The following is a 24,871-nucleotide window of genomic DNA, read 5'->3' on the forward strand; positions in this document are numbered from 1 at the left end:
GTCATATGATGACATCGAGAGGGAGTCAACCGCCCAACCCTAACCGTCGATCGGCGCCCCGCCCGTACCCGACGGCGCAGGATAGCGTCGAATCCAGAGCGGCGGTCTTTCATATCGGTCGCTGAAGGGACTTTTTGCGAAAGTCATAATATGTATTTCCGGGGCGCGAAATGCTGCAGCCGATAGAAGAAACTGGTGAATATAACTACCGCAAAACTTGCGAAGCCATCGCCGGCTGTCTACTCAGCGGAGTCGATCAGATTGCGTCGGGAAAGGACGAAGAACCGTGGAGCAGGCAGGGAAGGAAACCGGCCGCCGGAGGGCGCTTTGGGCGGCGGTTGCGATTGTCGCGATCGTTGCGGCGGGTGCAATCGGCGGCAAGATCGCGCTCGAGAGGAAGGTCAACGCACTGGTCGCAGCGCGCGGCGGCACGGCGGCCTCCGTCGATGTGGATCTCCTGGGACGCATTCATCTGCGCGACGTGACGCTGCCGCTCACCAACGGCGTGAATGTCCGTGTCACGGCGATCGACGGACGACCCAAGATCCTCTTCCTGAACGGGATGCTCGAGGTAAGCGACCTCAGCGTCCAGTCGTCAACGGGCAAGATCTCCGTGCCGCATGCAAGCGTCGAGGACGCCAATCTCGATCCTGGATTGCTGGCCGAACTCGTCAGCGGGAAAAGCACTGCCCCGCTGTCGAGGCGCATCGAAGGTCTTGCGGTGAGACGCGTTTCGGCGCCCGAGGTCACCGTCAGCCAGGCGATTGCCGGCAGCGAGCAGAAGACGGTCTACAGGAACGTGGCCCTCGCCGACATCGCAAATGGCCGGGTCGCGCGCTACTTAGCCGACGGCGCCAGCTTTGAATTTGCCATGGAAATCCCCGACGGGCTTGGAGGTACGAAGCAGGAGCGCATGACCGGTTCGATCGGTGCAATGGCGGGACAGGACTTCGACGCGGCCTATATGGCGCGCCTCTATACGGAAAAGGCGGGGCCAGAGGACAAGGAGGCAAAGCCGCTCTACGGTCCCCTTTCGGTCAAGGCCATCGCCTTCTCGAACAGCCAGACGCGTTTCGCCTATGACGAAATGCGCAGCAACGGGTTCAGCATGCGCATGCCGGCCGAGCCGCTTCTTGAATTGCTGGAGAAGTTGTCATCGGTCTCAAAGCCCGATGAGGTTGCTCCGGAGGAGCGGCGAGCCTTCTTTGCCCGGCTCCTGTCGCTGGCCGACGTGGTCGGCAAGGGCGACATGGAGATGCTTGGACTCAAGATCGACGCGCCGGAAGAGAACGCCGAAACCAAGGGCGAGAGAATCAAGCTTGCAATCGATCGCCTGGCAGTCCGGCTCGACGGCCGGACGTTCGATGCGGCGCTTAACGGCCTGTCGATGCGCGAGGGCGGCGACTACGTCAAGTTCTCCGAAGCGAGCATTACCGGCTTTTCGTGGGATTCGACGCTCAAAGCGCTGCAGAAGATGGCTGCGCTGGACGAGCAACAGCTCAATACCTTCCCCTTCACCACGCTCTTGCCGGAGTTCGGCACGTTCCGCGTCGCAGGAATTGACGTCGACCTGCCCAACCCCGAGACGAGCACGGACAACGCCGATGCGGAAGGCTACGCCGAAACCGATGACCCGGACGCGCTTGCCGAAGAGGGGCTCGTGCCTGATACGGAGCAGGCCGACGGGGCGGATCAGCAGACGAATAAGCCTGCCGCCGCCGTTCTCGAACGCATCCGCTTCACGCTGAAGAATTATGAGCTAGCGCTCACCAAGCCCTATAACGGCATTCCGACCAATGTCCGCGTCAGCTACGAGGATCTGAGCGTGCCGCTCTCGGAGGACGCGAAGGACGAGACCTTAGCGGAACTCCGCAAATTGGGTTTCGAAGAACTGGTCCTCTCCTCGAACATACAAGCGGCCTGGGATGAGCCCAATCAGGCGCTGGTGATCGAAGACATTTCGGTCAGCGGCAAGGATGTGGGCAGCCTCTCCCTTTCCGGCCTGATGGGGGGCTTCACCAAGGACTTCTTCTCTGGCAATCCGGTCATGGCCCAGGTGGCGCTCTTCGGCCTCACGGCGCGGGAAGTGAAGCTCAAGCTCGAGGACAAGGGCGGCATGGCCAAAGGCATCAAATTTTATGCCGGGCAAAACGGCATGACAGAGGACCAGGCGCGCGGCATGTTCACGATGATGGCAGCGGCGGTGTTGCAGCAGTTCGCTGCCGACCAGCCGAAGCTCAAGGGCACCGTCGACGCGCTGTCGCGCTTCATCGCCAAGCCCGGGATCTTCAGCCTGACGGTCAGGTCCAAGGCCGAAAACGGCGTTGGCGCGTTCGATCTCGTCGCGGCTTCCGAGAACCCGCTGCTTCTTCTCGACAAGGTCGAGCTCGAGGCGGCCGCGCAATAGGCCGCCTCTTCGGGCCCCGCCGCCGCGCAGGGCCCGCAGGTCAAGGCGCATAGTTCCCGATAAGAAGCGCCGCTCCTCGGGCCGCAGTGCCCTGGAGCCCCACTTGGAGAGCGTGCTCGGAAATGCATGGCTGCCTAAAGGCTGAAAGAGTGGTAAATTAGGCATTGCTTATGGAAATTCCTGCCCATGCTCGCCGCTGTAGGCCGAGCAGCTTCGTGGAAGGGGCGGCGTCGATGCCTTTCACGTCAGTATCAGTGCCGGTCATCGCCATTGCTCTTTTATCGGTGGTTCTTGTCTTGCCGAGCGACGCCCATCAGGCGGGCGGCGGCTGGGCCTATCCTCCGGCCTGTTGCAAGGCCAACGATCTCGGAGGAGACTGCGCCGCCATACCGGCTTCCGATGTAAGCAAGGCCAGACGCGGATTCTCCGTCACGCTCCGTCCTGGAGACCACCCCCTCGCCACCAGAAGCCACTGGTTCTTCATCCCCTATGGAGATGAAATCCCGTCAGGAGACGGCGACTATCACATCTGTCTTCATCCGACCGAAGACGACTTAAACTGCTTCTTCGCGCCACCGGACACCGTTTGACGAGGTCCTGCATCAGCTGCACCAGAGCCAAGAACTGGACTGGCTGAAATTAAATCAGCGTTCAACTTTCGGAGTTATTCGTGCGGGTATTGTCGATTTCTACCCGAGTTGATTTTGATGAGCGAATTTCAAAACAAAGCTGTTCGGCTGATGGCTGCCTTTGGAGAAGACTCGCTGAGTGATCTCGAAGAGCGCCAGAGAATACTCCTGCTTACGTCCCTGGAACTCTACCGCGCCCTCGGCGGGTCCTTTGATCAGCTCGAGGCGCTCATCATGGGCGATGAGCAGGAAACGCCTCGGCGCGTCGATTTGGTCATAGGCGATCTGATGGGCGAACTCGCGGCCATCGGTCACCTGTATGACCTGGACATCATGCAAGCCGCCCATAACACGCTCGACAGGAGACTCCGAGAGGGGCTGTCTTTCACGGATTCTTAATCGGCTAATATTACTCTGAGTTGTCCGACCGGGTGCACTGGCGCCAAATACAACCGCATGCATGCGAGGTCGGACACGACAATTCTGCCGCCGCAAATTCTAAGGTCCTGACCTCACGCCTCACTATTCGACGTCGTCACGGCCGCATCGCCTGCGACGTTTTCTTTGAAAGGCGCTGCATGATGGCAATTGTGAGTTCGTCCAAACAGCTTGCACTACAAAATCGCAAGGAACTTTTCTACAATGTATTTGCGACCCTGAACCGCCTGGAGATCGACGCATCTCCGGTGAACTACGAGCTCATGTACGAGATCGTCAGCGGCAACAACCCGGAACTTCGCGAAAAATTTGCGCGGCTTGCAAAGCCGATCTCAGAAGAGGAGCTCGATGCGCTGGCACGGACCTACCTGCCGCATCACTTCGGCACGTCGATCCATGACCAGTCCGCAAATCGCCTGCAGGGCGAATTGACGACGCTGAAGGAGTCGCTGCTGTCTGGTCAGAACTCGCTGTCCAACTACACCAGCATGCTTGGCCAGGCGACCGGCAAGATATCCTCGGCCGATCCGCGCGACATGAACACGATCCGGTCGCAGCTTCGGGCGATCCGCCAGATGACGGAAGTGCAGCACTCGGCGAGCACGCAGATTCTCGAGCGCGTATCGGACCAGTTATCGTCCGTCGCGGCGATTACCGGCGACGTGGAGGCGTTCGAGCGGACAAAGTTCACGCACCTCGTCACCAATCTCGCCAACCGGCGCGGCTTCAACAAGAGGCTGGCTGAACTCTATGGCGGCGAAACCTGTCCTGATGGCGTGTCGCTTCTTCTCTGTAACCTGCTGGTCCTCGACCCGTTCGAAGCCAAGGAACTCATCAAGATCAAGGAAGCCATTCTGGAGCGCCTCGGCCTTGCCGTAACGCGGGCCGTCCAGGCGACCGACTTTGCCGCCTGGCTGGAGCGGCCGCAGATCGGCATGCTCGTTTGGACGACGGCGGAGGCGGAGATCCAGAAGATGGCTGACCAGCTTCGAAAGAGCTGCCTTGCGGCCTTCGACAGCCGCCAGGCGAAGATGCCTGCCGTCGTCGCCCGGTTCGGCTGCAGCACCACCTATGATGCAAGCACGGCCGCGGAACTTGTGGGGCAGGCGGAAAAAGCGCTGCAGGCTGCCACAGACACGACAGGCGAGAAGGTCGTTTTCTTTTCAACGGGCGGCACCAGCGCCCGCAAGGATTGGATGCTCTATCGCCGCTGACCAGCAGGCTATGTTGCCGCTATATTGCAAAAGCGCCGAGGGCGAGAGGATTGGCGAGGGTAGCGGGACGTCTCCGAGCCAGGAGTGGACGTAGACGGAAGTATATACTGACAAATTCCTGGTGTTGTATAGGATGATGCTATCCAACGTATACAGTACCTTGCTGTAATTATAAATTGATTCATGTTTTTCAGGTACAGATAAACAGTCAAGACAACGTCGCGAGGAAGCTATGCCGTACAAGGACAGTGTTCAGCGTGTTTCTGCGAGAACGCAGACCCAGATAACCGGAAACGTCAGTTGCAAGACAGGATCGAGCAACGGGGTCGTCAAGGATCTTTCCGAAGAGGGGATATGCTTTCAGCTCTTTTTCGACATCGGCGCGCGCACCGGACAGGAGGTTACGATCCGCAGCCAAGAGCTTGGTCTCCTGACCGGCATTGTCCGGTGGAGCCGGGGAGACCGCATCGGCATCAAGCTCAAGCTCTCATCCAACACGGCCGCCCAGATCGCCTCATACTACAAGTTCTTCCAGGGCTGAGCGCCTGCCGGTGCCGCATCTTAGCAGACGCGCAGAGGTCGCGTGGCACTGCCGCCGGTCCGCTCACGGCCTAGTCACCCGTAGCCCCTCGAGCAGCGCCCGGAAGCCGTCCACAGCTCTTTGAGATGTTTCCTCGGGCGCATCGGAATTCGCGATCCACAGGGCCGCATGGCTGCTGGCGCCATTGATCAGGCGTGCCGCCACCTCCTCGTCGATGTTGATGATGGCGCCCTCTGCCTTGAGTTGGCGCAGGCTTTCGCTGAGAGCGGCGATGCAGCCGTTGTTGCTTGGCCATTGCGAGATGTCTCCGAGGACCGCCGGTCCGTCGCGGAACATGATGCGTTGGATTTCCGGCTCGAGCGCCATCTGGATATACGCGACACACTCGTCCATGAACCCCTGCCAGCGGCTCGGCGCGGCAGCCGAGATGCTATTCAGCCGGGCGGTCATCTCGGCGTCGATTTCCTCGATGACGGCTTGCAGCAGCCCCTTCTTGTCGCCGAAATGGTGATAGAGGGCGCCTCGCGTCAGCCCCGCCCCGGCGGTGAAATCGTCCATGGAGGCCTCGGCATATCCGACCGTCCCAAAGGCCTGTCGGGCGGCCGCAATCAGCTTCGCCCGGGTTTCGGCAATCATGTCGTGGCGCGGTCTGCGCATGCGCTCTCCTATTTACATACGTCTCGTATTTTATTTGACATACGATGCGTATGCAACTAATTAAGGACGTACGCCACGTATGTAAGTGGTGAACCGGGTCCTTACAAGGAACGTCTCATGTCCAATCCTTATGCAGAGATATTCAGAGCGCCGGGAGCCAAAGGCTTTTCAGCCGCCGGCTTCCTCGCCCGCCTGCCGATCGCCATGGCGCCGATCGGCATCGTCGCGATGCTGTCGCAGACGCACGGAGAATACTGGTTGGCGGGCGCGGTGTCGGCCACTTTCGCGCTGACCAACGCGCTGATCTCTCCCCATATTTCCCGGATGGTGGATCGCTACGGCCAGACAGCCGTCGTCATCCCGACCACGACGATTTCGATCTTTGCCTTCCTCGCCCTCATTGCGGCGGCCAATCAGAATTGGCCCGATTGGGCGCTCTTCGTCTCGGCCTTCCTAGCCGCCGCCATGCCCAGCATGCCGGCATTGCTGCGCGCCCGTTGGACCGAGATCTTCCGTGACCGGCCCGAGTTGAACACCGCTTTTGCCTTTGAATCATCGGCAGACGAGCTCGTCTATATCGCCGGAGCGTCGCTCTCGGTCGGATTGGGGGTCGCTCTCTTCCCCGAGGCGGGCATGCTGGCGAGCACGATTTTCCTCGCTCTCGGAACGCTGGCATTCATCATGCAGCGCTCGACCGAACCGAGGCTGCGCCGTACGGATGTCGAAGCATCGCAAGGCTCGGCGATCCGCCTGCGTGCCGTTCAGATCATCACGCTCGCCCTCGTATTCGTAGGCTCCACCTTCGCGACGGCGGAAGTGAGCGCCGTTGCAATCACCAAGGAACTCGGCCAGCCGAATTGGGCAACCGTCGTCATCGGCGTCTATGCAATCGGGTCCTTCGTGCTCGGCCTGATCCTCGGCGCCCTCAACCCAACGATGCCGTTGCACCGACAGCTCCTGATCGCCGTGAGCGCCCTTGCCGTCACCTCCTGGCCTCTGCTGATGGCCGGCACTGTCCCCCTCCTGGCGCTCGCCGTCTTTGTCAGCGGCATCGCCATTTCGCCGACCTTCATCACGGCCTTCGGCCTGATCGAGCGCCGCGTACCCGCCTCGATGCTGACGGAAGGGGTGACGTGGGTGACGACCGGCATCGGTATCGGCATGGCGCTCGGTGCCTTCGTCGCAGGCTGGGTGGTCGACAGTTTCGGGGCTGAGAACGGCTTCTGGGTGTCCGTTGTCGCAAGCGCGGCGACCGTGGCTATCATCGGTCTCGGTCAGCGGAGTTTGGCCGGAACCACGGCGGAATGCGCCGTAGGTCCGCTTGCCCAACCGGCCGAGTAGCCAGGGCGCAGGCGTAGCACGCCATACTGCTCCGTAGGATGGCGAATTTGGTGGGAACATGCCTCGCTCTCCTCGGCGCGGCATGTTCTTGTGCGATCATTCAGGTTATCAACGTCGGACGAAGAGCGACATATTGCGACGGGAGGCGATCATGAAGGCGCGCATCAAATGGGTCGAAGGGCGGACCTTCGTCGGCCAGTCCGGCAGCGGCCACAATGTCGTGCTCGGCACGGCTTTTGGGCAGGAAGGGAGCACGCCCGGGCCGAGCCCGATGGAACTGGTGCTGATCGGCACCGGCGGATGCTCGGCCTTCGACGTCGTCCATATTCTCGAAAAGGGCCGCCAGCCGGTCGAGGATTGTATCGTCGAGCTCAGCGCCGAGCGGGCGGACCAGGATCCGCGCGTGTTTACCCGCATCCACATGCATTTCGTGGTCAAGGGGCGCGGGCTTGCGGAAAACAAGGTCGAACGCGCCATTGCGCTGTCGATCGAGAAATACTGCTCCGCATCGGCAATGCTTGCCAAGACGGCCACGATCACCCACGACTTCGAGATCGTCGATACTGCTGCCGCCTCGCCGGAGTGATGTGCAGGGCCTGGCCGGTCGGGTCCGAGCCCTGCAGCCCGGACCGGAGTCCCCAGGACCATTTCCTAAAATCTCCAAAGATATTCTTCGGGAACAACTGTTTATCTCAGCTGCGACTTGGCATTTGCCATTCGCGTGCAGATGAACATAATTTCATGAATGAAATTTAATCTGAAGAATGAGGCGAATATCACATTTTGACTTTTGTCGTGGCGTTATCTGGTGGCGACGGCGCGGTGGATCGGCCGGAAGACCAGTATTTGTTCTGGGAAAGCTGATGTAAATCCACCCTCGCCGCGTATCAAACCTCCGGATTTTAGAAGGAGACACGCCATGGCCAACTCTTCAGAACAAAAGGGCTCGCGCGCGGGCCGCTTGACCGCCGTGCTGGCGGCTCTGTCCTCCGTTTCCGCGCTCAGCCTCGCCGCTCTCGTCGCGGAACCTGTTGCCATGCACGCAACGCACAACCAGAGCTCGACCGTGCGGGCGGCTCCGAATGCCGTGCAGCGGCCATCGGCGGCGGAGCCCGGCGACTTTGCCGACATCGTCGCCCAGGTGAAGCCGGCGGTCATCTCGGTGCGCGTCGAGATCGACGCGGCGCAGCAACAGGCCGCAGCGCAGGATGACGATGGCACTGCCGATCCCGATGACGGGCAGGGTCCCCTCATGGGCGAGGGCTCGGGCTTCTTCATCTCCGCCGACGGCTATGCGGTGACCAACAATCACGTCGTCGACCATGCCCATTCCCTCGAGGTGATGACCAGCGACGGCCGCAGCTACGAGGCGAAAGTCGTCGGCACCGATCCGAAGACCGACCTTGCCTTGATCAAGGTCGACGGCCGCGATCTCCCGCATGTGCGCTTTGCCGATCAGCGGCCGCGTGTCGGCAACTGGGTGATCGCGATCGGCAATCCCTATGGCCTCGGCGGCACGGTTACCGCCGGGATCGTTTCGGCCGAAGGCCGCGACATCGGCGCCGGTCCCTATGACGACTTCATCCAGATCGATGCGCCGATCAATCGGGGCAATTCCGGCGGGCCGGCCTTCGACGTCAACGGCGATGTGATCGGCGTCAACACGGCGATCTTCTCGCCCTCCGGCGGCTCAGTCGGCATCGGCTTCGACATCCCGGCCGACACGGCAAAAGCCGTCATCGCCGAGTTGAAGGACAAGGGCCATGTGACGCGCGGCTGGCTCGGCATCAAGGAGCAGCAGGTCACTCCCGATATCGCCGAAGGCCTCGGCCTGAAGGAGGCTAAGGGCGCGCTCGTCGACGAGGCGGATCCGGCCGGTCCGGCCGGCAGGGCTGGTATCCGGTCCGGCGATCTCATCATGGCGGTCGGTGGGGCGACGATCAATGACCCGCGTGAACTGGCTCAGAAAGTGGGCGCGATGGCTCCGGGCACCTCCGTCACGGTGAGCATCCTTCGCGATGGCGCGGCAAAGGACGTCACCTTGACACTCGCCACAATGCCGGAGGACCGCCCGGCGCCGGTGGAGGCGGCAAGCGGTGGCGGTGCTGCCCCTAGCAGCGAACAGGACTTCGGGCTGCTGCTTGCGCCGGCAAGCAAGGTGGTCAGTGCCTCGGAAAAAGGCATGGTCGTCGTCGCCATCGATCCGAAGGGAGCGGCGGCGCAACATGGGCTTGAGGCGGGCGACGTCATTCTCGACGTCGGCGGCAAGGCGGTTTCGAACGCAAGCGACTTCCGCCGCGATCTCGTGTCGCTCCGCAAGGAAGGCAAAGTCGCCGCGCTGCTCCGCATCCAGTCGGGCGGCGTGACGCGCTTCGTCGCCTTGCCGCTCGCCCACGCATGACGAAGCAGGTGGCGAAGGCTTTGCCGGATAGGATCGGGAGTGGGGAGACGAGCATACTCGTCTCTCACGTCAACGGGTCAGGTTAGCTTATCAATGTGCCCAGCTGGGATCCCATTGAACGTCCTCGACAAGCTCCACATAGATCGGCGCCTCACCCTCGCTATGGGTCCTTGCAAGCCGGAAGGCGGCTTCCGGCTCCATTTCCTCGCCTGGGAAGATGACGTCGTCCTCCGACGGGTCGACGGCCTGACGTACATAACCCCTGATCTCGTCGCGGTAGCGGTAGAGCTTGACGATGATTGCGCCCGGCACCGGCTTTTCAGGCAACCGTCGGATCAGCATGCGGATCTCTCCTCTCAAGGAGGCATCTATATCTCCCGCAATCGGATCGGCGGCATCAGCTAGGCCATTCCGGCCGGGTCGCCGATCGGCAGAAGCGCCGGGTCGGTCGGGTCTTTGGTGTCCTCCGGCTTCTTGACCGGCGGATCGGGGGACTTCTCAAGGCCGCGATCCGGCCGGCCGGGGATTCCTTGCGGCTCTCTCGGCGTTTCGGCAGGTGCGGGTATAGGATCTTGCTTCGGCATGGCGGTCTCCTTTCGAAGAGACAACGACCGTGGGAGACGATGGTTCCTGACCTTGCTTTCCTCGGAATGACACGGGAAGCACTGGTCGGCGACCAAGCGAAATTACTTAGGGTCGCGCGGAATTTCAGCCCGCGCTAGCGCCGCCGAGAAAAGCTCGTCCTGTGTGAGCAATTTCCTGCGCCGCTTTTCAGCCCGTCATCGACTAAGCGCTGCATGGCGGCCATCTTGTCATTCCGCTCTTGATCCCTACGGATGAGATCGCGCACATCGTCACTGGCGTTCGCATAGCGGCCAGTCCGCGTTTGTACTTCCACCCAGTCCTTCATGGCGTCGGGCAAAGATACGTTCATCGTGGCCATGTCAGTCTCCATACTACGGCCAGGATGACGCTCTTTGGCAAAACTTTGTCAAATCCGAATTCCCTCGGGAAAAGGCAGGTTATCCTGCCCCGTCCTTCTTCCTGGCGGTGGCGAGCGGCTGCGATGTCAGCTTGAACTTGGCCATTTCCGCGGATGTCAGATAGTAGAGCCGGTCCGGCGGGGTTTCGAGCGCGGTGATCCAAAGGCCGGCGCCGATCCCCATCGTGTCGAGATGGCGGGTCACCCGGGCCGTGGTGGATTGTGCCGCAGACATCGCTTCATCCGCCGTTTGCCGGCCGCTGCCGCCATTGAAGACCTGGTGCACGCCGACGATGGCATCCTTGTCGGCGATGCGGCTGACGCCGCCAGCAAAGATGATGGGACAGGAGGAGGCGCAGAGCGCTCTCGACGCCACCCTGGTCCCAAGCTTCCTTTCGCGGATCAGGCTCGAAATCGCCAAGGCGTCGTCCACCGAACCGCCGGGAGAATTGAGCGCCACCGTCTTTACATATTCGCCGCGCACCGCAATCTCCTCGGCGAAACGCCCGCTTGCGCCGGGATCAATCGTGCCCTCGGCGAGCAGGACGCCGCCGGATGCGAGTTCGAATGTCATCGGCCGTCGCAGCACGTCCTCCGGGCTTGCGGGCTGTACGTGCGGAGTCGGCCCGCCTTCGGTCAGCGCCGGCGGCAGGATGGGCCGGTTCTCATGGAACGGATCGAAGGCCGGCAGCTCGGCATTCATCGCCGTAAGGTCGCGCACGTCGATCAGCAGAAAGATTGCCGCAGCCGAGAGCAGTGCGTAGAAAGCGCCGCGCATCAGCACGCCGTCGTCGAGGCGCATCAGCGCCTTGAAAGTGTCATCGATCCTCATGCGACCGATCCTTTGTACGCGTTCTCTGGTCGAGATTGGTGATGTTGTTCAGCTCCTCCGCTTTCCCTTCGAGCTCCGCTTGCGTGACCATCTCCCCGAGATTGGCGCCGTTCGCGGTTACCGCTCGCTGCACGTCCAGCGCCTGCAGAAGTTCGGCCGCCGTGATGCGCTCGGCAAAGGGCAGCTTCTCCTCCTGTTTGCGGATCGCCCCGTGCACGGCAGCGAGAATGAACACCAGCACGCCCGGCAAGAGGTCGATGGAAATCGCTCCGGCCCAGGCCGGAATGAAATCGGCCGCATAGCGCAACACGGCTTCGGCGGAGGAGAGCGGGACGAAGCGCCGCTCCGCCACCGGCGCCCGGGCGAGGATTTCGTCGGCCGCCTCGGAGAGCACCTTGGACTGCGCCGCCACCGAAGCCCGCACCGTCTCCATCACCTGGTCCTGACGGTTGACGAGATCGGCGTCGCCGCCATCGGCCACCGGGGCGATGAAGCCGAGCGACAGGTCGTCAGCCGCGCGGCGGATCGACGGCGCGATCGAGGTCTGGCCCAGCGAGGCTATGACGCCTGTGAGTGCCACCACTTCCGAGGAGAACTGGTCGGCACGCGGTTCGATCGCGCCCGGCGCGGAGACTAGCATGCGCATCGTCTCGAGCCGCTTCTGCCCCTCGTTGAACAGCGTCGTCACCTGTTCGCGCGAGGCGTTGATGCCGTTTTCGAGTTCCTTCATCTGCGCCGACATTTGCGACAGAAGCTGCACGACGCTTCCCGAGCCCGTCGTGCCGGTGAGCGCGCCCGTCTGCCGCTCCGAGGCGGCAAGCTGGGCGAAGCGTTCGGAGGCACGCTGGATGTCGGGCAGCAGGCTCTGGGCGGCAAGGGCGTTCTGGTGCGCCTGGTCGAGGTCGGCCGTATAGTCCTCCACCGTTTGCGCCAGATGCTGTTCGAGCGCGGCCGATCCGGCCAGTGCCGCCGCATTGAGCCAGCTCGACATGGCGATGATCATGGCCGCGCCCAAAGCCATGACGCCAAGCATCGCGGCCCGGCCCGTATGGGTGATCACATGCGGATAGAAGCGGGCCATATAGGTCCAGAAGGCGTAGATTCCGACGGACACCGAAGCCGAATAGATCATCGCCGCGAAGAAGACAGCGGTCGCCGAGCCGTCGAGAATGCTGCGCACGCCGAGATAGGTATAGACGCCGGAGGCGAGCGCCAGCACCGCAAGCGCAAAGCGCGTCATGGTTTCGACAGCCACGACGCCGTCGTGCAAACGTTGGGATGCGCCGACTGCCATGGGCGAGGTCTCCGCGAAGGAATGTATTCCTTAACAGAGAATTAAGAAGCGGGCGGAATAAAGGCCGCCGCCTACCACCAATGGCGTAACGGGAGCGGGACCTTACGCTCCGTTGGCGCCACCTCGCCGGGCCGGTATGCTCGCGTCCTCCACCTCCGGCATGTCTCGGATGGCCGACAAGCAGTCGGTCGCTTCGGAATGTCTTCTCAAACGAGCGAAATGAATCCGCCGCAAGGCCTCGCTGCGGCTGTCTCGTTTGACGGGGGCCGCCAGCTCGACACCCGGAATGGCTTGAATCCTGATCAACAGGCGTTCGCGCTCTTCGACGCTAACGCCGGCGCGGATCGTGAACATGATGTCAGTCATTGCCCGAAATCCCTGGTGCCTATGCTGCCAATGAGCTGCTCCAAGTTCAGACGACCATAGCCGAAATCGGGCGTGAAGTCTTGGCCGCTCATGGCCGGCACCTTGTCGGCGCTCGAAGCCAGGGCGTCGCGAATCACTGCGGGATCCCTCGCGCCGCCGTTCGCGATAAAGAGCGCCGCGGCGGCAGCAACATGCGGAGACGCCATCGATGTTCCGGGCCATGCATCATAGTCCGTCTCGCGTATGTCCGGCTTTCCCTGCCTCCAGCGCCCGTCGGGTCCTCGCTCCGCTCTCCAACGCATTTGGCCGGGATAGGTCGGCAGCGTCGACCAGATCGCGTCGCCGGGGGCCGTGATCGTTATGTGGTTGCCGCGATTGGAAAAGCTGGTGATCCGGTCCTGAAGATTTGTTGCGCCCACGGCGATGACGCCCGGTATCGCCGCAGGATAGGAGATCGGACTACCGTCGCGCCGTTCGTTCCCCATCGCAGCAACGACGGTCGTTCCATTGGCAAGCAGCGCCTCGAAGGCTGCACTCTCCGTCGGGTCGGGCGCGCCGCCGCCGCCGATCGAGAGGTTGACGACGTCAATGCCGGCATCGGCGCAGTCGAGCAGCGCCCGCAGATACATCACCGGGTCGACGAAATAGGCGAACTCCGCCGTGCCGTCAGGATAGGTCAGCAGGTCGGGGCGATCGTCGAAAATCTTCCAGGCGTGGATCTGGGCTCGCGATATTCCGTTGATCCCGAGATCGTTGTTGATGGTTGCCGCGATCGTCCCTGCCACATGCGTGCCGTGGCCGACCAGATCCTGGGCCGAGCTCGCCGCCGGAAGATCGGGGTGCTCGTATACATATCCACCAATCTGGTCTTTAAGGTCCGGGTGATCCGCGTCGATACCGGTATCGAGCACTGCGACCTTGATCCTGCTTGCGTCGTCGAAGCCGCTTAGATTGCGGGCCTCGTCCCATCGGACTTTGCGGAGATTCCACATCGTATGGGCAGGCGGCGGTTCCGTCGCAATGCGCCCGCGAGCCCCGGGTTGAGCTGCCTTGGAGGCGCGCCGAGCGGGTTTTCGCGGCGATTTTGCCACCAGATAGCGCAGCGGCACCCGCGCCACGGATGCAACGGTCGGATCTCCCGCGAGCGCCAACTGAAGTTGCCGCAAGTCGACGTCACTCACCAACTCGACCAGGCTGGCGGCCCCGCCCGGTGTTCGCAAATCGATGGCGGCGTTCAGGTTCAGGGCAGGTGCCGACCACCCGTCCCCCTCGTTTTCGGGTACCCCGAGCAGTTCCGGCTTGGCGCTGCCGTCACGGCTTGGCCGCACCAGCATCCGGCTGGCGTAATGGGGAGACTCCCGTGATACGGGCGTAACGCGTTTCACCAGTCCCGCTCGCTCGTAAAAGGACAAGGCCTGAAGCCCGCTGCCGAATGATGCGCGTGCCGCCTCGAAGGTCGCTTCGAAGCTTGGCTGGCGCGGCTGAGGCTTCATGCGGACGAACAGCATTGCTTCATGGTAGGCCGGGAGCCCGGCGTTCCTGAACAATGGTCCCATCATTGCCTCGCACTTACTTAGGATGGCGCCGCCTATTTTTGACGCAATGCAGGGTGGATTTCAACGGCACCGGAAGTGTGGCGCGGGACCTGACAGGCAATATCTGGGCGTGGGTCGACCGGCAGGTGTCCGTCAATCCGGAACGACCACCAGCTTGCCGACGAATTTCTTCGCCATGAAGTCCCTCTGCGCCCGATGAAATTCCGACAGCGGATAGACGCCGCCGACAAGAGGGCGGATCGTCTTCTCTTCTATGTAGCCGACCAGCCTCCGGAAATCGGCGCGGCTGCCCTGGCTCGAACCGTGCAGCTCCAGTTGCTTCAGATACATGGTTCTCAGATCAAGCTGGACGACCGGACCGGCGATCGCGCCCGCCGTCGTGTAGCGGCCCTCCGGACGCAGGATTTTCAACAGATCGTTGAAGAGGGGACCGCCGACGAGATCCGCGACGACGTCGATCGGCGCGCCGTGCACGGCTTCGTTGACGGCTTCGAAGAGATCGCCCCTGCCGCGGGTGACGACCGCCTCGGCGCCGATGTCGAGCATGGCGGCTTCCTTGCCCGGACCGGCAACCGCGATCGGAACGGCGCCGCGGGCGCGGGCGAGCTGGATGATCGCCGAGCCGACGCCGCCGGAGGCGCCGGTGACCAGGACGCGTTCGCCGGCCGCAAGCCGCGCCCGTTCCAGCATGCGTTCGCCGGTCAGATAGGCGCAGCAGAAGGTGGCGAGTTCGACATCCGTCAGGTCGGTTGCCACCACATGAGCGTTCTCGGCCGGCAGCGCCATGTACTCGGCATAGCCGCCGTCACGGCCGTGGCCCATATAGTCGATGTCGGCCAGACTATCGTCGTCGCGGTTGTAGATCGAGAAATCGACCATGACGCGTTGGCCAATGCGGACCTTGTCGACGCCCTCGCCGACGGCGACGATATGCCCGACCGTGTCGGTGCCCTGGATGCGCGGGAAGGTGAGCGTGTTGCCGTGCCGCCTCCAGGTGGAGACGGCGCCGGGATCGTCCTCGGTGCCATAGGCGCCCTCGCGCACCCAGACGTCGGTGTTGTTCATGCCGCAGGCCCTGACCTTGATCAGCACCTCTCCAGGAGCTGGAGCCGGGACTGGGACGTCCCGGCTATAAACGAGCTTGTCCAACCCGCCGTGGCCGGTGAGCAGCACTGCCGCCATGGTCTTCGGAACGGAATGCATCATGGGCCTTCTCCTTCAGCGGCCGAGCACGGACTGGATCGCGTCGGCCGCCGCCTTGACGACGATGTCGGCCTCCTCGCGCGTCAGGCAGAGCGGCGGGGCAAAGCCGAGAATGTCGCCCTGTGGCATGGCGCGGCCGATGACGCCACGCTCGAGGAGCGCTGCCGCGACTTGCGGGCCGATCTTGCGGGCCGGATCGAAGAACTTGCGGTCGTCGCGGTCCTCCACAAATTCGATCGCCGCCATCAACCCATCGCCGCGCACCTCACCGACATGGCGATGGTCGCCGACCGCCTTCTGCAGCTCGGCGCGGAAATAGGCGCCCGTCGAGCCGGCATTTTCGACGATGCCGAGCTCGTCGATCAGTTCAAGATTGGCGATGCCGGCGGCCGCGCAAATCGGATGCGCCGAATAGGTCCAGCCATGGCCGATGGCGCCGAGCTCGTCCGAGCCCTTCACCAGCACCTGCCAGACCTTGTCGGAGACGATCGTGCCGGAAAGCGGCGCATAGGCGGAGGTCAGGCCCTTGGCGATGGTGATCAGGTCCGGCTTGATGCCGTAATGGTCGGAGCCGAACATGGTGCCGAGACGGCCGAAACCGGTCACGACCTCGTCGGCAACGAGCAGGATGTCGTATTTCTCAAGCACCGCCTGAATCTTCTGCCAATAGCCCTTCGGCGGCGGCACGATGCCGCCGGTGCCGAGAATCGGTTCGCCGATGAAGGCAGCGACCGTGTCGGGCGCTTCGGCGAGGATCATCTCCTCGAGCTTCTCGGCGCAATAGTCCGAGAACTGCTCCTCGCTCATCGAACGGTCGGGGCGGCGGAAGTAGTAGGGCGCCTCGGTGTGCAGGATCGGCGCACGCGGCAGGTCGAAGGCATTGTGGAAGAGATGCAGACCGGTCAGAGAGCCGGTCATCACACCCGAGCCGTGATAGCCGCGCCAGCGCGAGATGATCTTCTTCTTCTCGGTCCGGCCGAGAATGTTGTTGTAGTACCAGATCAGCTTGATGTTGGTTTCGTTGGCATCCGAACCCGAGAGGCCAAAATAGACGCGGCTCATGCCTTCCGGCGCGCGATCGATGATCATCTTCGAAAGCCTTATCGACGCTTCCGTGCCGTGGCCGACATAGGCGTGGTAATAGGCGAGGTTCTTTGCTTGGCTCGCGATCGCCTCGGCGATCTTCTGGCGGCCGTAGCCGACATTGACGCAATAAAGTCCGGCGAAGGCGTCGAGGCTGCGCTTGCCGCCGATATCGGTGATGTAAACTCCTTCGCCGCCACCGATGACGCGCGTCGGGCTCTCGCCGCGCGCATGCGTTCCCATGTGGGTCGAGGGATGGAAGAAATGATCGCGGTCCCAGGCGCTGAGTTCGTTGCTTCTTTCGAGCATGGTCGTTCCTTTCGTCAATCCGATCAGGCGGCGGTGTCGATGCAGAGATATTTGAGCTCGGTGAAGGCCTCTATCCCGTGGCGAGAGCCCTCGCGGCCAAGACCGGACTGTTTCCAACCGCCGAAGGGGATCGGCCCGCCGGTGATCTTCACTCGGTTGATCGCCACCATGCCGTATTCGAGCGCGCGGGCGAGCCGCATCTGGCGGGCGCCGTTTTCGGTGACGACATAGGCGACGAGGCCGTATTCCGTGTCGTTCGCCCGGGCGGTCACCTCGTCCTCGCTATCGAAGGCGGTGACGGCGGCGACCGGGCCGAAGGTTTCCTCGCGCATGATCAGCGCCTCGTCCGGCACATTGGTGAGCAGCGTCGGTTCGAAGAACAGCGGCCCCGCCGGGTGGCGCTTGCCGCCGGCGGCAAGCCCGGCGCCGCGTCTTAGCGCGTCGGCGACCTGCTCCTCGACCTTGGCGACGGCGCGCTCATGCATCAGCGGGCCGATCTCGGCGCCCGGCTCGAGCCCGGCTCCGACCTTCAGGCGCGCCATGCGGGCGGCGAAAGCCTCCTGGAAGGCTTTGAGGATCGGCCGCTCGACATAGAGGCGGTTGGCGGCAAGGCAGTCCTGTCCTGAGGTCGCGAACTTCGCGGCGATGGCGATATCCGCCGCCTTCTCCACATTCGCATCGGCAAAGACGATCAGCGGCGCATGACCGCCGAGCTCCATCACCAGTCGCTTCATCGTCGGCGCGCATTGGCCCGCGATCAGCCGGCCGATCTCGGTCGAGCCGGTGAAGCTCACGGCACGGACGCGTGCGTCTTCGCACAGGCGCCCGACAACGGTCGCCGCATTGCCGGTGACGACGTTGAAGACACCGGCGGGCAGGCCGGCGCGTTCGCCGAGTTCGGCGAGGGCAAGAGCGGAAAGCGGGGTCTCGGAAGAGGGATGCGCCACGACGGTGCAGCCGGCCGCGAGCGCTGCAGCCGCCTTGCGGGTGATCATGGCGGAAGGAAAGTTCCAGGGCGTGACGATGCCGACGACACCGAGTGCCTCACGGCGGACGATCATCTCGGCGCCGGCGAGATGGCTCGTCACGCTTTCGGCATTGAGACGCTTGCCCTCCTCGGCATACCACTCGAGGAAGGAAGCGGCGTAGTCGATCTCGCCGCGCGACTCGGCAAGCGGCTTGCCCTGCTCGAGCGTCATCAACAGGGCCAGGTCTTCGCGGGCCGCGAGCATCAGTTCGTGCCACCTGCGCAGGATCGTGGCGCGTTGCTGCGGGAGCATGTCGCGCCACGACTTGGACGCCTTCTCCGCCGCATCGACCGCTTCGGAGGCCTGCGTCGCATCCAAGGAAGCGACGAAGGCGAGAGCGGCACCACTCGCGGGATCGCTCACTTCGAGGCACTTTCCGTTGCGCGCGGCCACCCAGCGCCCGCCGACATAGGCGAGCTCCCGCAGCAACTGCCGGTCGCTCAGGTGTTTCAAGGCTTCGTGGAAGGCGGTGCGCGCAAAAATTGCGGTCATGTGCAAATCTCCTCGTCGTTACGAAGAGATTGACACCGTTAGCGCGAGAGATTGTCCATTCCCCCGCTCTCCGATAGAGACTTTGGCCAAAGGAGCGTCCCCCGCGAGAGAGACTGTCTAACCCCAGCGACCGAGGCACCCCCTCTGCCCTGCCGGACATCTTCCTCATAAGGGGGAGATTGGGCTCCGCATCAACTGCTAAACTTGTGGCTTCGGCGTTCGCAAGTTGCCTTTTGGGGCAGGTCCATCCTCCAGCCGAAATCTCCCTAGGGTTTGCTTGCGGGGAGACGACTCGCGGTAGCCGCTCCTTTCATGAAGCTGACCCAGTCGGAACTCCCATAGGCACCGAACGCGCCGCTAGCTTTCGCGGCACTATCGAGAACACCAAAGCTTTGATGAAAAAATGAGCACGTGGCGATTTTGATCGCCATTGAGACCAGCGGCAGCTACGCAAGCCATTGATAAAGAACACGTGACGCTCTTGGCACAAGGCTTGCAAGCCTGTCTTGTATGCAAGATTTGTCGCCACAACAGAACGATCAAAACGAGATAGGCGAAGCCATCGTCTCCGGTATTCTTTCGGCCCGCATTCGCCCCGGAACGCGGCTCGGTGAGAGCGAGGTCGCGAGCCTTTTCAGTGTTTCCCGCACCAGGGTGCGCGAAGCGATGATGCGGCTCGAGCAGCGCGGCATCGTCAAGGTCAGCCCGCGGCGCGGCTGGTTCGTCGTCGAACCCTCGGCCGAGGAGGCGATGATGGTCTATGCGGCGCGGCGGGTCATCGAGGCGGGGCTGCTGCGCAGCATGGAGGCGCTGACGCAAAGCGGCCGCGACAAGCTTCGTGCGCATCTGGCCGAGGAAAAGCTGGCAATTGCCGCCGGCGACCGGCAGCGTCTCACCTGCCTGATGGGCGACTTCCACATCCGCATCGCCGAACTTGCCGGCAATACTATCCTTGTCGAGATCCTGCGGGACCTGACGGCGCGCACCATCCTGATCTCCTTGCTCTATCAATCCGATTTCCACGCCATGCAGTCGCATCTCGGCCATTGCCGCATCGTCGCGGCGATGGAGGAGGGGAATTTTTCCAAGGCGGCGGAGCTCTCCGTCGAGCATCTGGACGAGGTGGAAACGGGGCTCGACCTCACTCGTCGCCCCGATCCGCTCGCCGATCTTCGGCACTCCCTTTCGCTGCCGCCGCAGAATGCGGCCGCGTCGTCAAATGCACACCCCGAAAAGCCAAACCATGACATCAACAGAGGAGAATGACCCAATGCTTTCAAGAAGAGTTTTCGTCGCCATGGCGGCAATGGTCGCCGCGATCGGCTTCGGCTCCATGGCGCAGGCCGATGCACTCGGCGACATCACCGCCCGCGGCACGATCCGCGTCGCCGTGCCGCAGGATTTTCCGCCCTTCGGCAGCGTCGGCCCGGACATGGCGCCGGTCGGCTACGATATCGACATGGCCAATCTGATTGCCGAGAAACTCGGCGTGAAGGTCGAGCTGGTGCCGGTGACCAGCGCCAACCGCATCCCCTATCTGCAGACCAACAAGGTCGATCTCGTCATTTCGAGCCTCGGCAAGAACCCGGACCGCGAAAAGGTCATCGACTTCACGGCGGCGTACGCGCCTTTCTATAACGGCGTCTTCGCCCCGGCCGATTTTGCCGCCACGAAGCCAGAAGAGCTTGCCGGCAAGACCATCGGCGTCACCCGCGGCGCCGTCGAGGATCTGGAACTGACCAAGGTCGCGCCGTCCGATACCGTCATCAAGCGTTACGAGGACAATAACGGCACGATTTCGGCCTTCCTTTCGGGCCAGGTCGAGGCTGTCGCGACCGGCAACGTCGTCGCCGCGGCGATCCTTGCCAAGAACCCGCCGAAGCGCCCGGAACTCAAATTTCTGATCAAGAACTCGCCCTGCTATATCGGCCTTTCCAAGGAACAGCCGGCGCTGCTCGAAAAGGTCAACGGCATCATCGCCGCCGCCAAGTCCGACGGCAGCCTGAACGCCATTGCGCAGAAGTGGCTCGGCGCCGACCTGCCGGCCGAACTCTGATTACCCCCAAGCCACTCCGCGCGAGCGGGGTGGCGTCACCGCCGTTTGCAAACAGGGGTGCGCCTTGAACTATCACTTCGAATTCGGCTGGCTCTTCGAGTACTACCCGCAGATCGTAAAGGGGATCGCAATCACGATCCAACTGATCGCCGTCGGCGCCGTCGCGGGCATTTCGCTCGGCATCGTCTGCGCCTGGGTGCGGTCGCTCGGACCCCTGTGGCTGAAGCCGGTGGTCGCCGCCTATGTGGAGCTGATCCGCAACACGCCGTTCCTGATCCAGCTCTTCTTCATTTTCTTCGGCCTGCCGTCACTGGGGCTGCAGCTCAGCGAACTGCAGGCGGCGAATATCGCCATGGTCGTCAATCTCGGCGCCTATAGCTCAGAAATCATTCGGGCCGGCATCCAGGCGACGCCGAAGGGCCAGTTCGAGGCGGGCGCCAGCCTTGCCATGACCCCCTTCGAGACCTTCCGGCATGTGGTGCTCATCCCGTCGCTTCAGCGCATCTGGCCGGCGCTGTCGTCGCAGGTCGTGATCGTCATGCTCGGCTCCGCCGTCGTCTCGCAAATCGCCGCCGAGGACCTGACCTTCGCCGCCAACTTCATCCAGTCGCGCACCTTCCGCGCTTTCGAGGCCTATTTCGTCTCGACCGCCGTCTACCTGCTGCTAGCCATCCTGCTCCGCCAGGTCCTCGGCATGGTCGGCTGGCTCATCTTCCCGAGGAGGGCGGCCAGATGATCGAGTTCACCATCTGGGACATCCTGCGCAACCTGTTGCTTGCCACCCGCTGGACGCTCCTGCTCTCGCTCGTCTCCTTCGTCGGCGGCGGCATGGTCGGGCTGTTGCTGCTCTTCCTGCGGATCAGCCGGCGCAAGTGGGCGCGGGCGGTGGCGAAATACTATATCGAGCTGTTCCAGGGGACGCCGCTCCTGATGCAGCTCTTCATCGCCTTCTTCGGGCTCGGCCTGTTCGGTATCGACGTGCCGGCCTGGCTGGCGGCGGGCGTCGCGCTGATCCTCTGGAGCGCCGCTTTCCTCGGCGAGATCTGGCGCGGCTGCGTCGAGGCAATCGCCAAGGGACAATGGGAGGCCTCGGCCAGCCTCGGCATGGGCCGGCTGCAGCAGATGCGCTACGTCATCCTGCCGCAGGCGATGCGGATCGCCGTGCCGCCGACCGTCGGATTCTCGGTGCAGGTGATCAAGGGAACGGCCCTGACCTCAATCATCGGCTTCGTGGAACTGTCGAAGGCCGGCACCGTCGTCACCAATGCCACCTTCCGGCCCTTCACCGTCTACGGTCTCGTGGCGCTCATTTATTTCGCGCTCTGCTGGCCCCTGTCCAAGAGCAGCCAGATCCTCGAAAGGAAGCTCAATGTCGCTCATCGAAATCACTGACGTCCGCAAGAGCTTCGGTGACAACGAGGTGCTGAAGGGCATCGATCTCGATGTCGCGCCGGGCGAGGTGATCGCCATCATCGGCAAGAGCGGATCGGGCAAGTCGACGCTATTGCGCTGCATCAACGGGCTCGAGACGATCAGCGACGGATCGATCTCGGTCGCCGGCACCCAGCTTCTCGACGACGAGGCGCATCTGAAGGCGCTGCGGCTGAAGGTCGGGATGATTTTCCAGCAGTTTAACCTCTTTCCGCATCTGACGGTCGGCGGCAATGTCATGCTGTCGCAGATGGTCGTGAAGAAGACGCCGAAGCCGGCGGCGGAGGCGATGGCTCGCAAGATGTTGGACCGGGTCGGCCTCAGCCAGAAATTCGACGCCTATCCGGACGAGCTCTCCGGCGGCCAGCAGCAGCGTGTTGCGATCGCTCGCGCGCTTGCGATGCAGCCGATCGCATTGCTCTGCGACGAGATCACCTCGGCGCTCGATCCGGAATTGGTGGCGGAGGTGCTGGCGGTGGTGCGCGAGCTTGCCGCCGAAGGCATGACGCTGCTGATGGTCACCCACGAGATGAAGTTCGCCCGCGACGTCTGTTCGCGGGTCGTCTTCATGCATCAGGGCCGCGTCCACGAGATCGGTCGGCCGGAGGAGGTTTTTGCCAATCCGCGGACGCCGGAGTTAAAGCAGTTTCTCGGGGCCCACTGAGCGAGCCGCCGCGGATCAGGGCCGCACGGTGATGCGGCCCGTCATGTTCGGGTGATAGCGGCAGATATAGTCGAAACTGCCTGGCTCCTTTAGCAGGAGCCGGCCCGATCGCTTTGCCGGAATGAGCACGTCGGCGCCGCCCTTCACCGTGGCGGTGTGGACGAGCGCATCTTTGTTGATCCACTCGATCTCGTCGCCAGGCTTCGCCTCGATTTCCGCCGGCACGTAGACGAGACGGTCGATCATCACCTTTATGGTTTCTGCCTGCGAAGGAGCGGCGGTCGCTCCCAGCAACAGAGTTAAAAAGGCCGCTCGCACTCGCACCGCACTCATTTCAGCTCCGTCGCGACATGTTCGGCGTGCTGCTGATGACCCTGGAAGAGCTTCAGCCCGGTTTCGAGCAGGCTCTTGAGCTCGCCGTTCTGGGCCGCCGGAATCAGCATTGTTTCGAGCGCGCCATTGACCTGCTTGTGGTAGGCGACCTCGTGCTCGACATAGGCCTTGTCGAACTCGGCGCCCGTCAGCTTTGCCAGTTCCTGGCGCTTCGCTTCGGCCGCCTGCGACAGTGCCTTGCTGGTGTCGTTGTCTTCGGGCGTGACGTTCAATTTCTTGACGAGGTCGAGGGCTTGGCTGTTCACCGCCTCGTGGTCGCGCACCATCGTCTCGGCGAACTCGACCACGGCCTTGTTCTTGGAGGTGGCGATCGCCTGTTTCGCCGCTTCAATGTCGAGCACGCCGGCCGTATAGGCGATATGTGCGATCTGCGGATCGGTCGGCTTGTCGGCGCCGAGCGCGCCGTTGGCGGCGAAGATGAGCGCGATTGCCGCGGCCGCGGTCGTCAGTCGGATGGTCATGGGATGTTCCTTTCCTCGAAGACCAAAAGGCGTTTTCGTTAACGCGCTTTGGATGCTTCGGCGGGCGAAACGTTCCCGATTATTCGTCGGCTTCTATCGTTTGGCCGGAGATGCGGGCGAGGACTGCCTCGGTCAGGCGCTCGCAGCGTTTTCCGGCGAAGGGGAAGGCATCGAGCAGGACTGGGCCAATCTGCTTTTCCAGTTGCTGCTTCAGCAGCTGGCGCGCCCGATGCAGCCGCGTGCGGACGGTCTCGGGGCGGAGCCCGAGCAGGGCGGCAGTTTCCTCGTTGTTGAGGCCTTCGATGACGCGCAGCACGAAAACGGTCCGGTAGGCGTCCGGAAGGTGATCCGTCAGCCGTTCGACAAGGTCGAGAATCTGTCGCTGGGCCATGGTCTTTTCCGGGTCGCTCGTGTTTGTGTTCAGCGGGAAGGCGATGATCTCCGCCTGATGCGATTGCCGCATGCTCTCGACGAGCGCCATCTGGCGCCGGCTCTTGCGCAGGCGGCCGAGCGCCTCGTTGATGACGATGCGGGCAAGCCAGGTGGTGATTGCGGCGTCGCCGCGGAATTCGGCAAAATGCGTGAAGGCGCGTACATAGGCCTCCTGCAGCACGTCTTCCGCGTCATTGTTGTTTCGAACGATGCTCCGCGCGATCCGATAGAGCTTGCGGTTATGCGCCTGCATGACGACGCGAAAGCTTTCGATATCCTCCGCACTGGGCGGGCTTTTCAGGCGATGGCGGATCTCAACGCTGGGCATGATCGGCTCCCCATGGTCATGTTGTCGCGATTGGATGCCGCATCGCGCGAAACGTTCCCAATCCGATGACCGGTATTAACGAATCTAGCGCGATGATGTCCGGATGCGAGCGTTGCGCGGGCCGTCGTCAAAGATATTGTGAGAAGCGCATCAAAAAGAGAAGGCCCGGCGCGGGAGGAGGTGCGCCGGGCCTTCGATCCTGATCGGCAACTGGGAGGAGGAGGGTTGCCGATCCCTCGCTAGAGCTGGGAGGAGGAGTGCTCTATCGATAAGTCATACAATAATGTTGCATTGCAGCAAATGCAAGCCAAAAAAACACAAAAATTTATTAGG

The 24,871-nt window shown here is 62.6% G+C and carries 26 protein-coding genes and 1 pseudogene; 12 read left to right on the plus strand and 15 right to left on the minus strand.

The features are described 5' to 3' along the window. Positions 1-286: 286 nt before the first annotated feature. Entirely contained in the window at positions 287-2,407 is a 2,121-nt protein-coding gene (locus CO656_RS10645; protein WP_179864742.1) for a hypothetical protein, read from the plus strand. 233 nt (positions 2,408-2,640) lie between these two features. Beyond that, positions 2,641-2,997 (plus strand): hypothetical protein, encoded by a 357-nt coding sequence (locus CO656_RS10650; protein ID WP_097525727.1) that lies wholly within the window; start codon positions 2,641-2,643, stop codon positions 2,995-2,997. Positions 2,998-3,096: 99 nt separating this feature from the next. On the opposite strand, the gene CO656_RS30200 is transcribed toward CO656_RS10650, so the two are convergent. Continuing rightward, positions 3,097-3,384 carry a hypothetical protein gene (locus CO656_RS30200; protein ID WP_162109105.1) on the minus strand — a complete coding sequence of 96 codons (288 nt, stop codon included), beginning with the start codon at positions 3,382-3,384 and terminating at the stop codon, positions 3,097-3,099. Positions 3,385-3,614: 230 nt separating this feature from the next. Between CO656_RS30200 and CO656_RS10660 the strand changes: the two genes are divergently transcribed. Both CO656_RS10660 and CO656_RS10665 read left to right on the plus strand, forming a co-directional pair. After that, the gene (locus CO656_RS10660; protein ID WP_097525728.1) at positions 3,615-4,688 is read left to right on the plus strand and encodes a diguanylate cyclase; all 1,074 of its coding nucleotides are present in this window, start codon (positions 3,615-3,617) and stop codon (positions 4,686-4,688) included. Positions 4,689-4,920: 232 nt separating this feature from the next. Next, entirely contained in the window at positions 4,921-5,229 is a 309-nt protein-coding gene (locus CO656_RS10665; protein WP_037418722.1) for a PilZ domain-containing protein, read from the plus strand. A 63-nt stretch (positions 5,230-5,292) separates the two neighbouring features. Here the strand turns inward: CO656_RS10665 and CO656_RS10670 are convergent, their stop codons facing one another. Further along, positions 5,293-5,886: a TetR/AcrR family transcriptional regulator gene (locus CO656_RS10670; protein WP_097525729.1), complete on the minus strand. Its 594-nt coding sequence runs from the start codon at positions 5,884-5,886 to the stop codon at positions 5,293-5,295. A 117-nt stretch (positions 5,887-6,003) separates the two neighbouring features. On the opposite strand from CO656_RS10670, the gene CO656_RS10675 reads away from it, so the two are divergent. The 3 genes from CO656_RS10675 to CO656_RS10685 all read left to right on the plus strand — a co-directional run bounded on the left by CO656_RS10675 (position 6,004) and on the right by CO656_RS10685 (position 9,628). Then, positions 6,004-7,227, plus strand: a complete 1,224-nt coding sequence (locus tag CO656_RS10675) for an MFS transporter (RefSeq protein ID WP_097525730.1) — start codon at positions 6,004-6,006, stop codon at positions 7,225-7,227. 151 nt (positions 7,228-7,378) lie between these two features. Continuing rightward, a complete protein-coding gene (locus tag CO656_RS10680; RefSeq protein WP_097525731.1) occupies positions 7,379-7,813 on the plus strand; it encodes an OsmC family protein in 435 nt (144 codons plus the stop codon). A 333-nt stretch (positions 7,814-8,146) separates the two neighbouring features. Continuing rightward, positions 8,147-9,628, plus strand: a complete 1,482-nt coding sequence (locus CO656_RS10685) for a Do family serine endopeptidase (protein WP_097525732.1) — start codon at positions 8,147-8,149, stop codon at positions 9,626-9,628. 90 nt (positions 9,629-9,718) lie between these two features. Here the strand turns inward: CO656_RS10685 and CO656_RS10690 are convergent, their stop codons facing one another. The 10 genes and pseudogenes from CO656_RS10690 to CO656_RS10735 all read right to left on the minus strand — a co-directional run bounded on the left by CO656_RS10690 (position 9,719) and on the right by CO656_RS10735 (position 18,773). Next, positions 9,719-9,970: a hypothetical protein gene (locus CO656_RS10690; protein ID WP_097525733.1), complete on the minus strand. Its 252-nt coding sequence runs from the start codon at positions 9,968-9,970 to the stop codon at positions 9,719-9,721. A 59-nt stretch (positions 9,971-10,029) separates the two neighbouring features. Beyond that, positions 10,030-10,212, minus strand: a complete 183-nt coding sequence (locus CO656_RS10695) for a hypothetical protein (RefSeq protein WP_037418750.1) — start codon at positions 10,210-10,212, stop codon at positions 10,030-10,032. 102 nt (positions 10,213-10,314) lie between these two features. Further along, a pseudogene (locus CO656_RS10700) lies at positions 10,315-10,571 on the minus strand (type II toxin-antitoxin system ParD family antitoxin). Positions 10,572-10,650: 79 nt separating this feature from the next. Continuing rightward, complete coding sequence (locus CO656_RS10705) at positions 10,651-11,442, minus strand: ATP-dependent Clp protease proteolytic subunit (RefSeq protein WP_097525735.1); 792 nt, start codon at positions 11,440-11,442, stop codon at positions 10,651-10,653. Continuing rightward, entirely contained in the window at positions 11,429-12,736 is a 1,308-nt protein-coding gene (locus tag CO656_RS10710) for a hypothetical protein (RefSeq protein WP_097525736.1), read from the minus strand. Before CO656_RS10710 ends, CO656_RS10705 begins: the two co-directional genes overlap by 14 nt. A gap of 102 nt (positions 12,737-12,838) precedes the next feature. After that, on the minus strand, positions 12,839-13,102 hold the full coding sequence (locus CO656_RS10715; protein WP_037418762.1) for a hypothetical protein: 264 nt from the start codon (positions 13,100-13,102) through the stop codon (positions 12,839-12,841). Further along, on the minus strand, positions 13,099-14,658 hold the full coding sequence (locus CO656_RS10720; protein ID WP_097525737.1) for a S8 family serine peptidase: 1,560 nt from the start codon (positions 14,656-14,658) through the stop codon (positions 13,099-13,101). The genes CO656_RS10715 and CO656_RS10720 overlap by 4 nt, the downstream gene beginning before the upstream one ends. A 132-nt stretch (positions 14,659-14,790) precedes the next feature. Continuing rightward, positions 14,791-15,864 carry an alcohol dehydrogenase family protein gene (locus CO656_RS10725; RefSeq protein ID WP_097525738.1) on the minus strand — a complete coding sequence of 358 codons (1,074 nt, stop codon included), beginning with the start codon at positions 15,862-15,864 and terminating at the stop codon, positions 14,791-14,793. A gap of 12 nt (positions 15,865-15,876) precedes the next feature. Then, a complete protein-coding gene (locus tag CO656_RS10730) occupies positions 15,877-17,253 on the minus strand; it encodes an aspartate aminotransferase family protein (RefSeq protein ID WP_097525739.1) in 1,377 nt (458 codons plus the stop codon). Positions 17,254-17,276: 23 nt separating this feature from the next. Continuing rightward, positions 17,277-18,773: an NAD-dependent succinate-semialdehyde dehydrogenase gene (locus tag CO656_RS10735; protein WP_097525740.1), complete on the minus strand. Its 1,497-nt coding sequence runs from the start codon at positions 18,771-18,773 to the stop codon at positions 17,277-17,279. Positions 18,774-19,283: 510 nt separating this feature from the next. Between CO656_RS10735 and CO656_RS10740 the strand changes: the two genes are divergently transcribed. The 5 genes from CO656_RS10740 to CO656_RS10760 all read left to right on the plus strand — a co-directional run bounded on the left by CO656_RS10740 (position 19,284) and on the right by CO656_RS10760 (position 22,924). Then, positions 19,284-20,039: a GntR family transcriptional regulator gene (locus tag CO656_RS10740; protein WP_037418773.1), complete on the plus strand. Its 756-nt coding sequence runs from the start codon at positions 19,284-19,286 to the stop codon at positions 20,037-20,039. 4 nt (positions 20,040-20,043) lie between these two features. After that, positions 20,044-20,829, plus strand: a complete 786-nt coding sequence (locus CO656_RS10745) for a transporter substrate-binding domain-containing protein (RefSeq protein ID WP_097525741.1) — start codon at positions 20,044-20,046, stop codon at positions 20,827-20,829. Between the two features lie 64 nt (positions 20,830-20,893). Continuing rightward, positions 20,894-21,565: an amino acid ABC transporter permease gene (locus CO656_RS10750; RefSeq protein ID WP_097525742.1), complete on the plus strand. Its 672-nt coding sequence runs from the start codon at positions 20,894-20,896 to the stop codon at positions 21,563-21,565. Then, positions 21,562-22,221 (plus strand): amino acid ABC transporter permease, encoded by a 660-nt coding sequence (locus CO656_RS10755; RefSeq protein WP_097525743.1) that lies wholly within the window; start codon positions 21,562-21,564, stop codon positions 22,219-22,221. Before CO656_RS10750 ends, CO656_RS10755 begins: the two co-directional genes overlap by 4 nt. After that, positions 22,199-22,924, plus strand: a complete 726-nt coding sequence (locus CO656_RS10760) for an amino acid ABC transporter ATP-binding protein (protein ID WP_097525744.1) — start codon at positions 22,199-22,201, stop codon at positions 22,922-22,924. The genes CO656_RS10755 and CO656_RS10760 overlap by 23 nt, the downstream gene beginning before the upstream one ends. Before the next feature lie 15 nt (positions 22,925-22,939). Here the strand turns inward: CO656_RS10760 and CO656_RS10765 are convergent, their stop codons facing one another. From CO656_RS10765 to CO656_RS10775, 3 genes are all read right to left on the minus strand, one after another. After that, positions 22,940-23,257: a cupredoxin family copper-binding protein gene (locus tag CO656_RS10765; protein WP_097525745.1), complete on the minus strand. Its 318-nt coding sequence runs from the start codon at positions 23,255-23,257 to the stop codon at positions 22,940-22,942. After that, complete coding sequence (locus tag CO656_RS10770) at positions 23,254-23,778, minus strand: DUF4142 domain-containing protein (RefSeq protein ID WP_097525746.1); 525 nt, start codon at positions 23,776-23,778, stop codon at positions 23,254-23,256. Before CO656_RS10770 ends, CO656_RS10765 begins: the two co-directional genes overlap by 4 nt. 79 nt (positions 23,779-23,857) lie before the next feature. Continuing rightward, on the minus strand, positions 23,858-24,538 hold the full coding sequence (locus CO656_RS10775) for an RNA polymerase sigma factor (RefSeq protein WP_097525747.1): 681 nt from the start codon (positions 24,536-24,538) through the stop codon (positions 23,858-23,860). Between the last annotated feature and the right edge of the window lie 333 nt (positions 24,539-24,871).

Origin of the sequence: Sinorhizobium sp. FG01, assembly GCF_002531875.1 — a bacterium.
Lineage (GTDB): Bacteria > Pseudomonadota > Alphaproteobacteria > Rhizobiales > Rhizobiaceae > Sinorhizobium > Sinorhizobium fredii_C.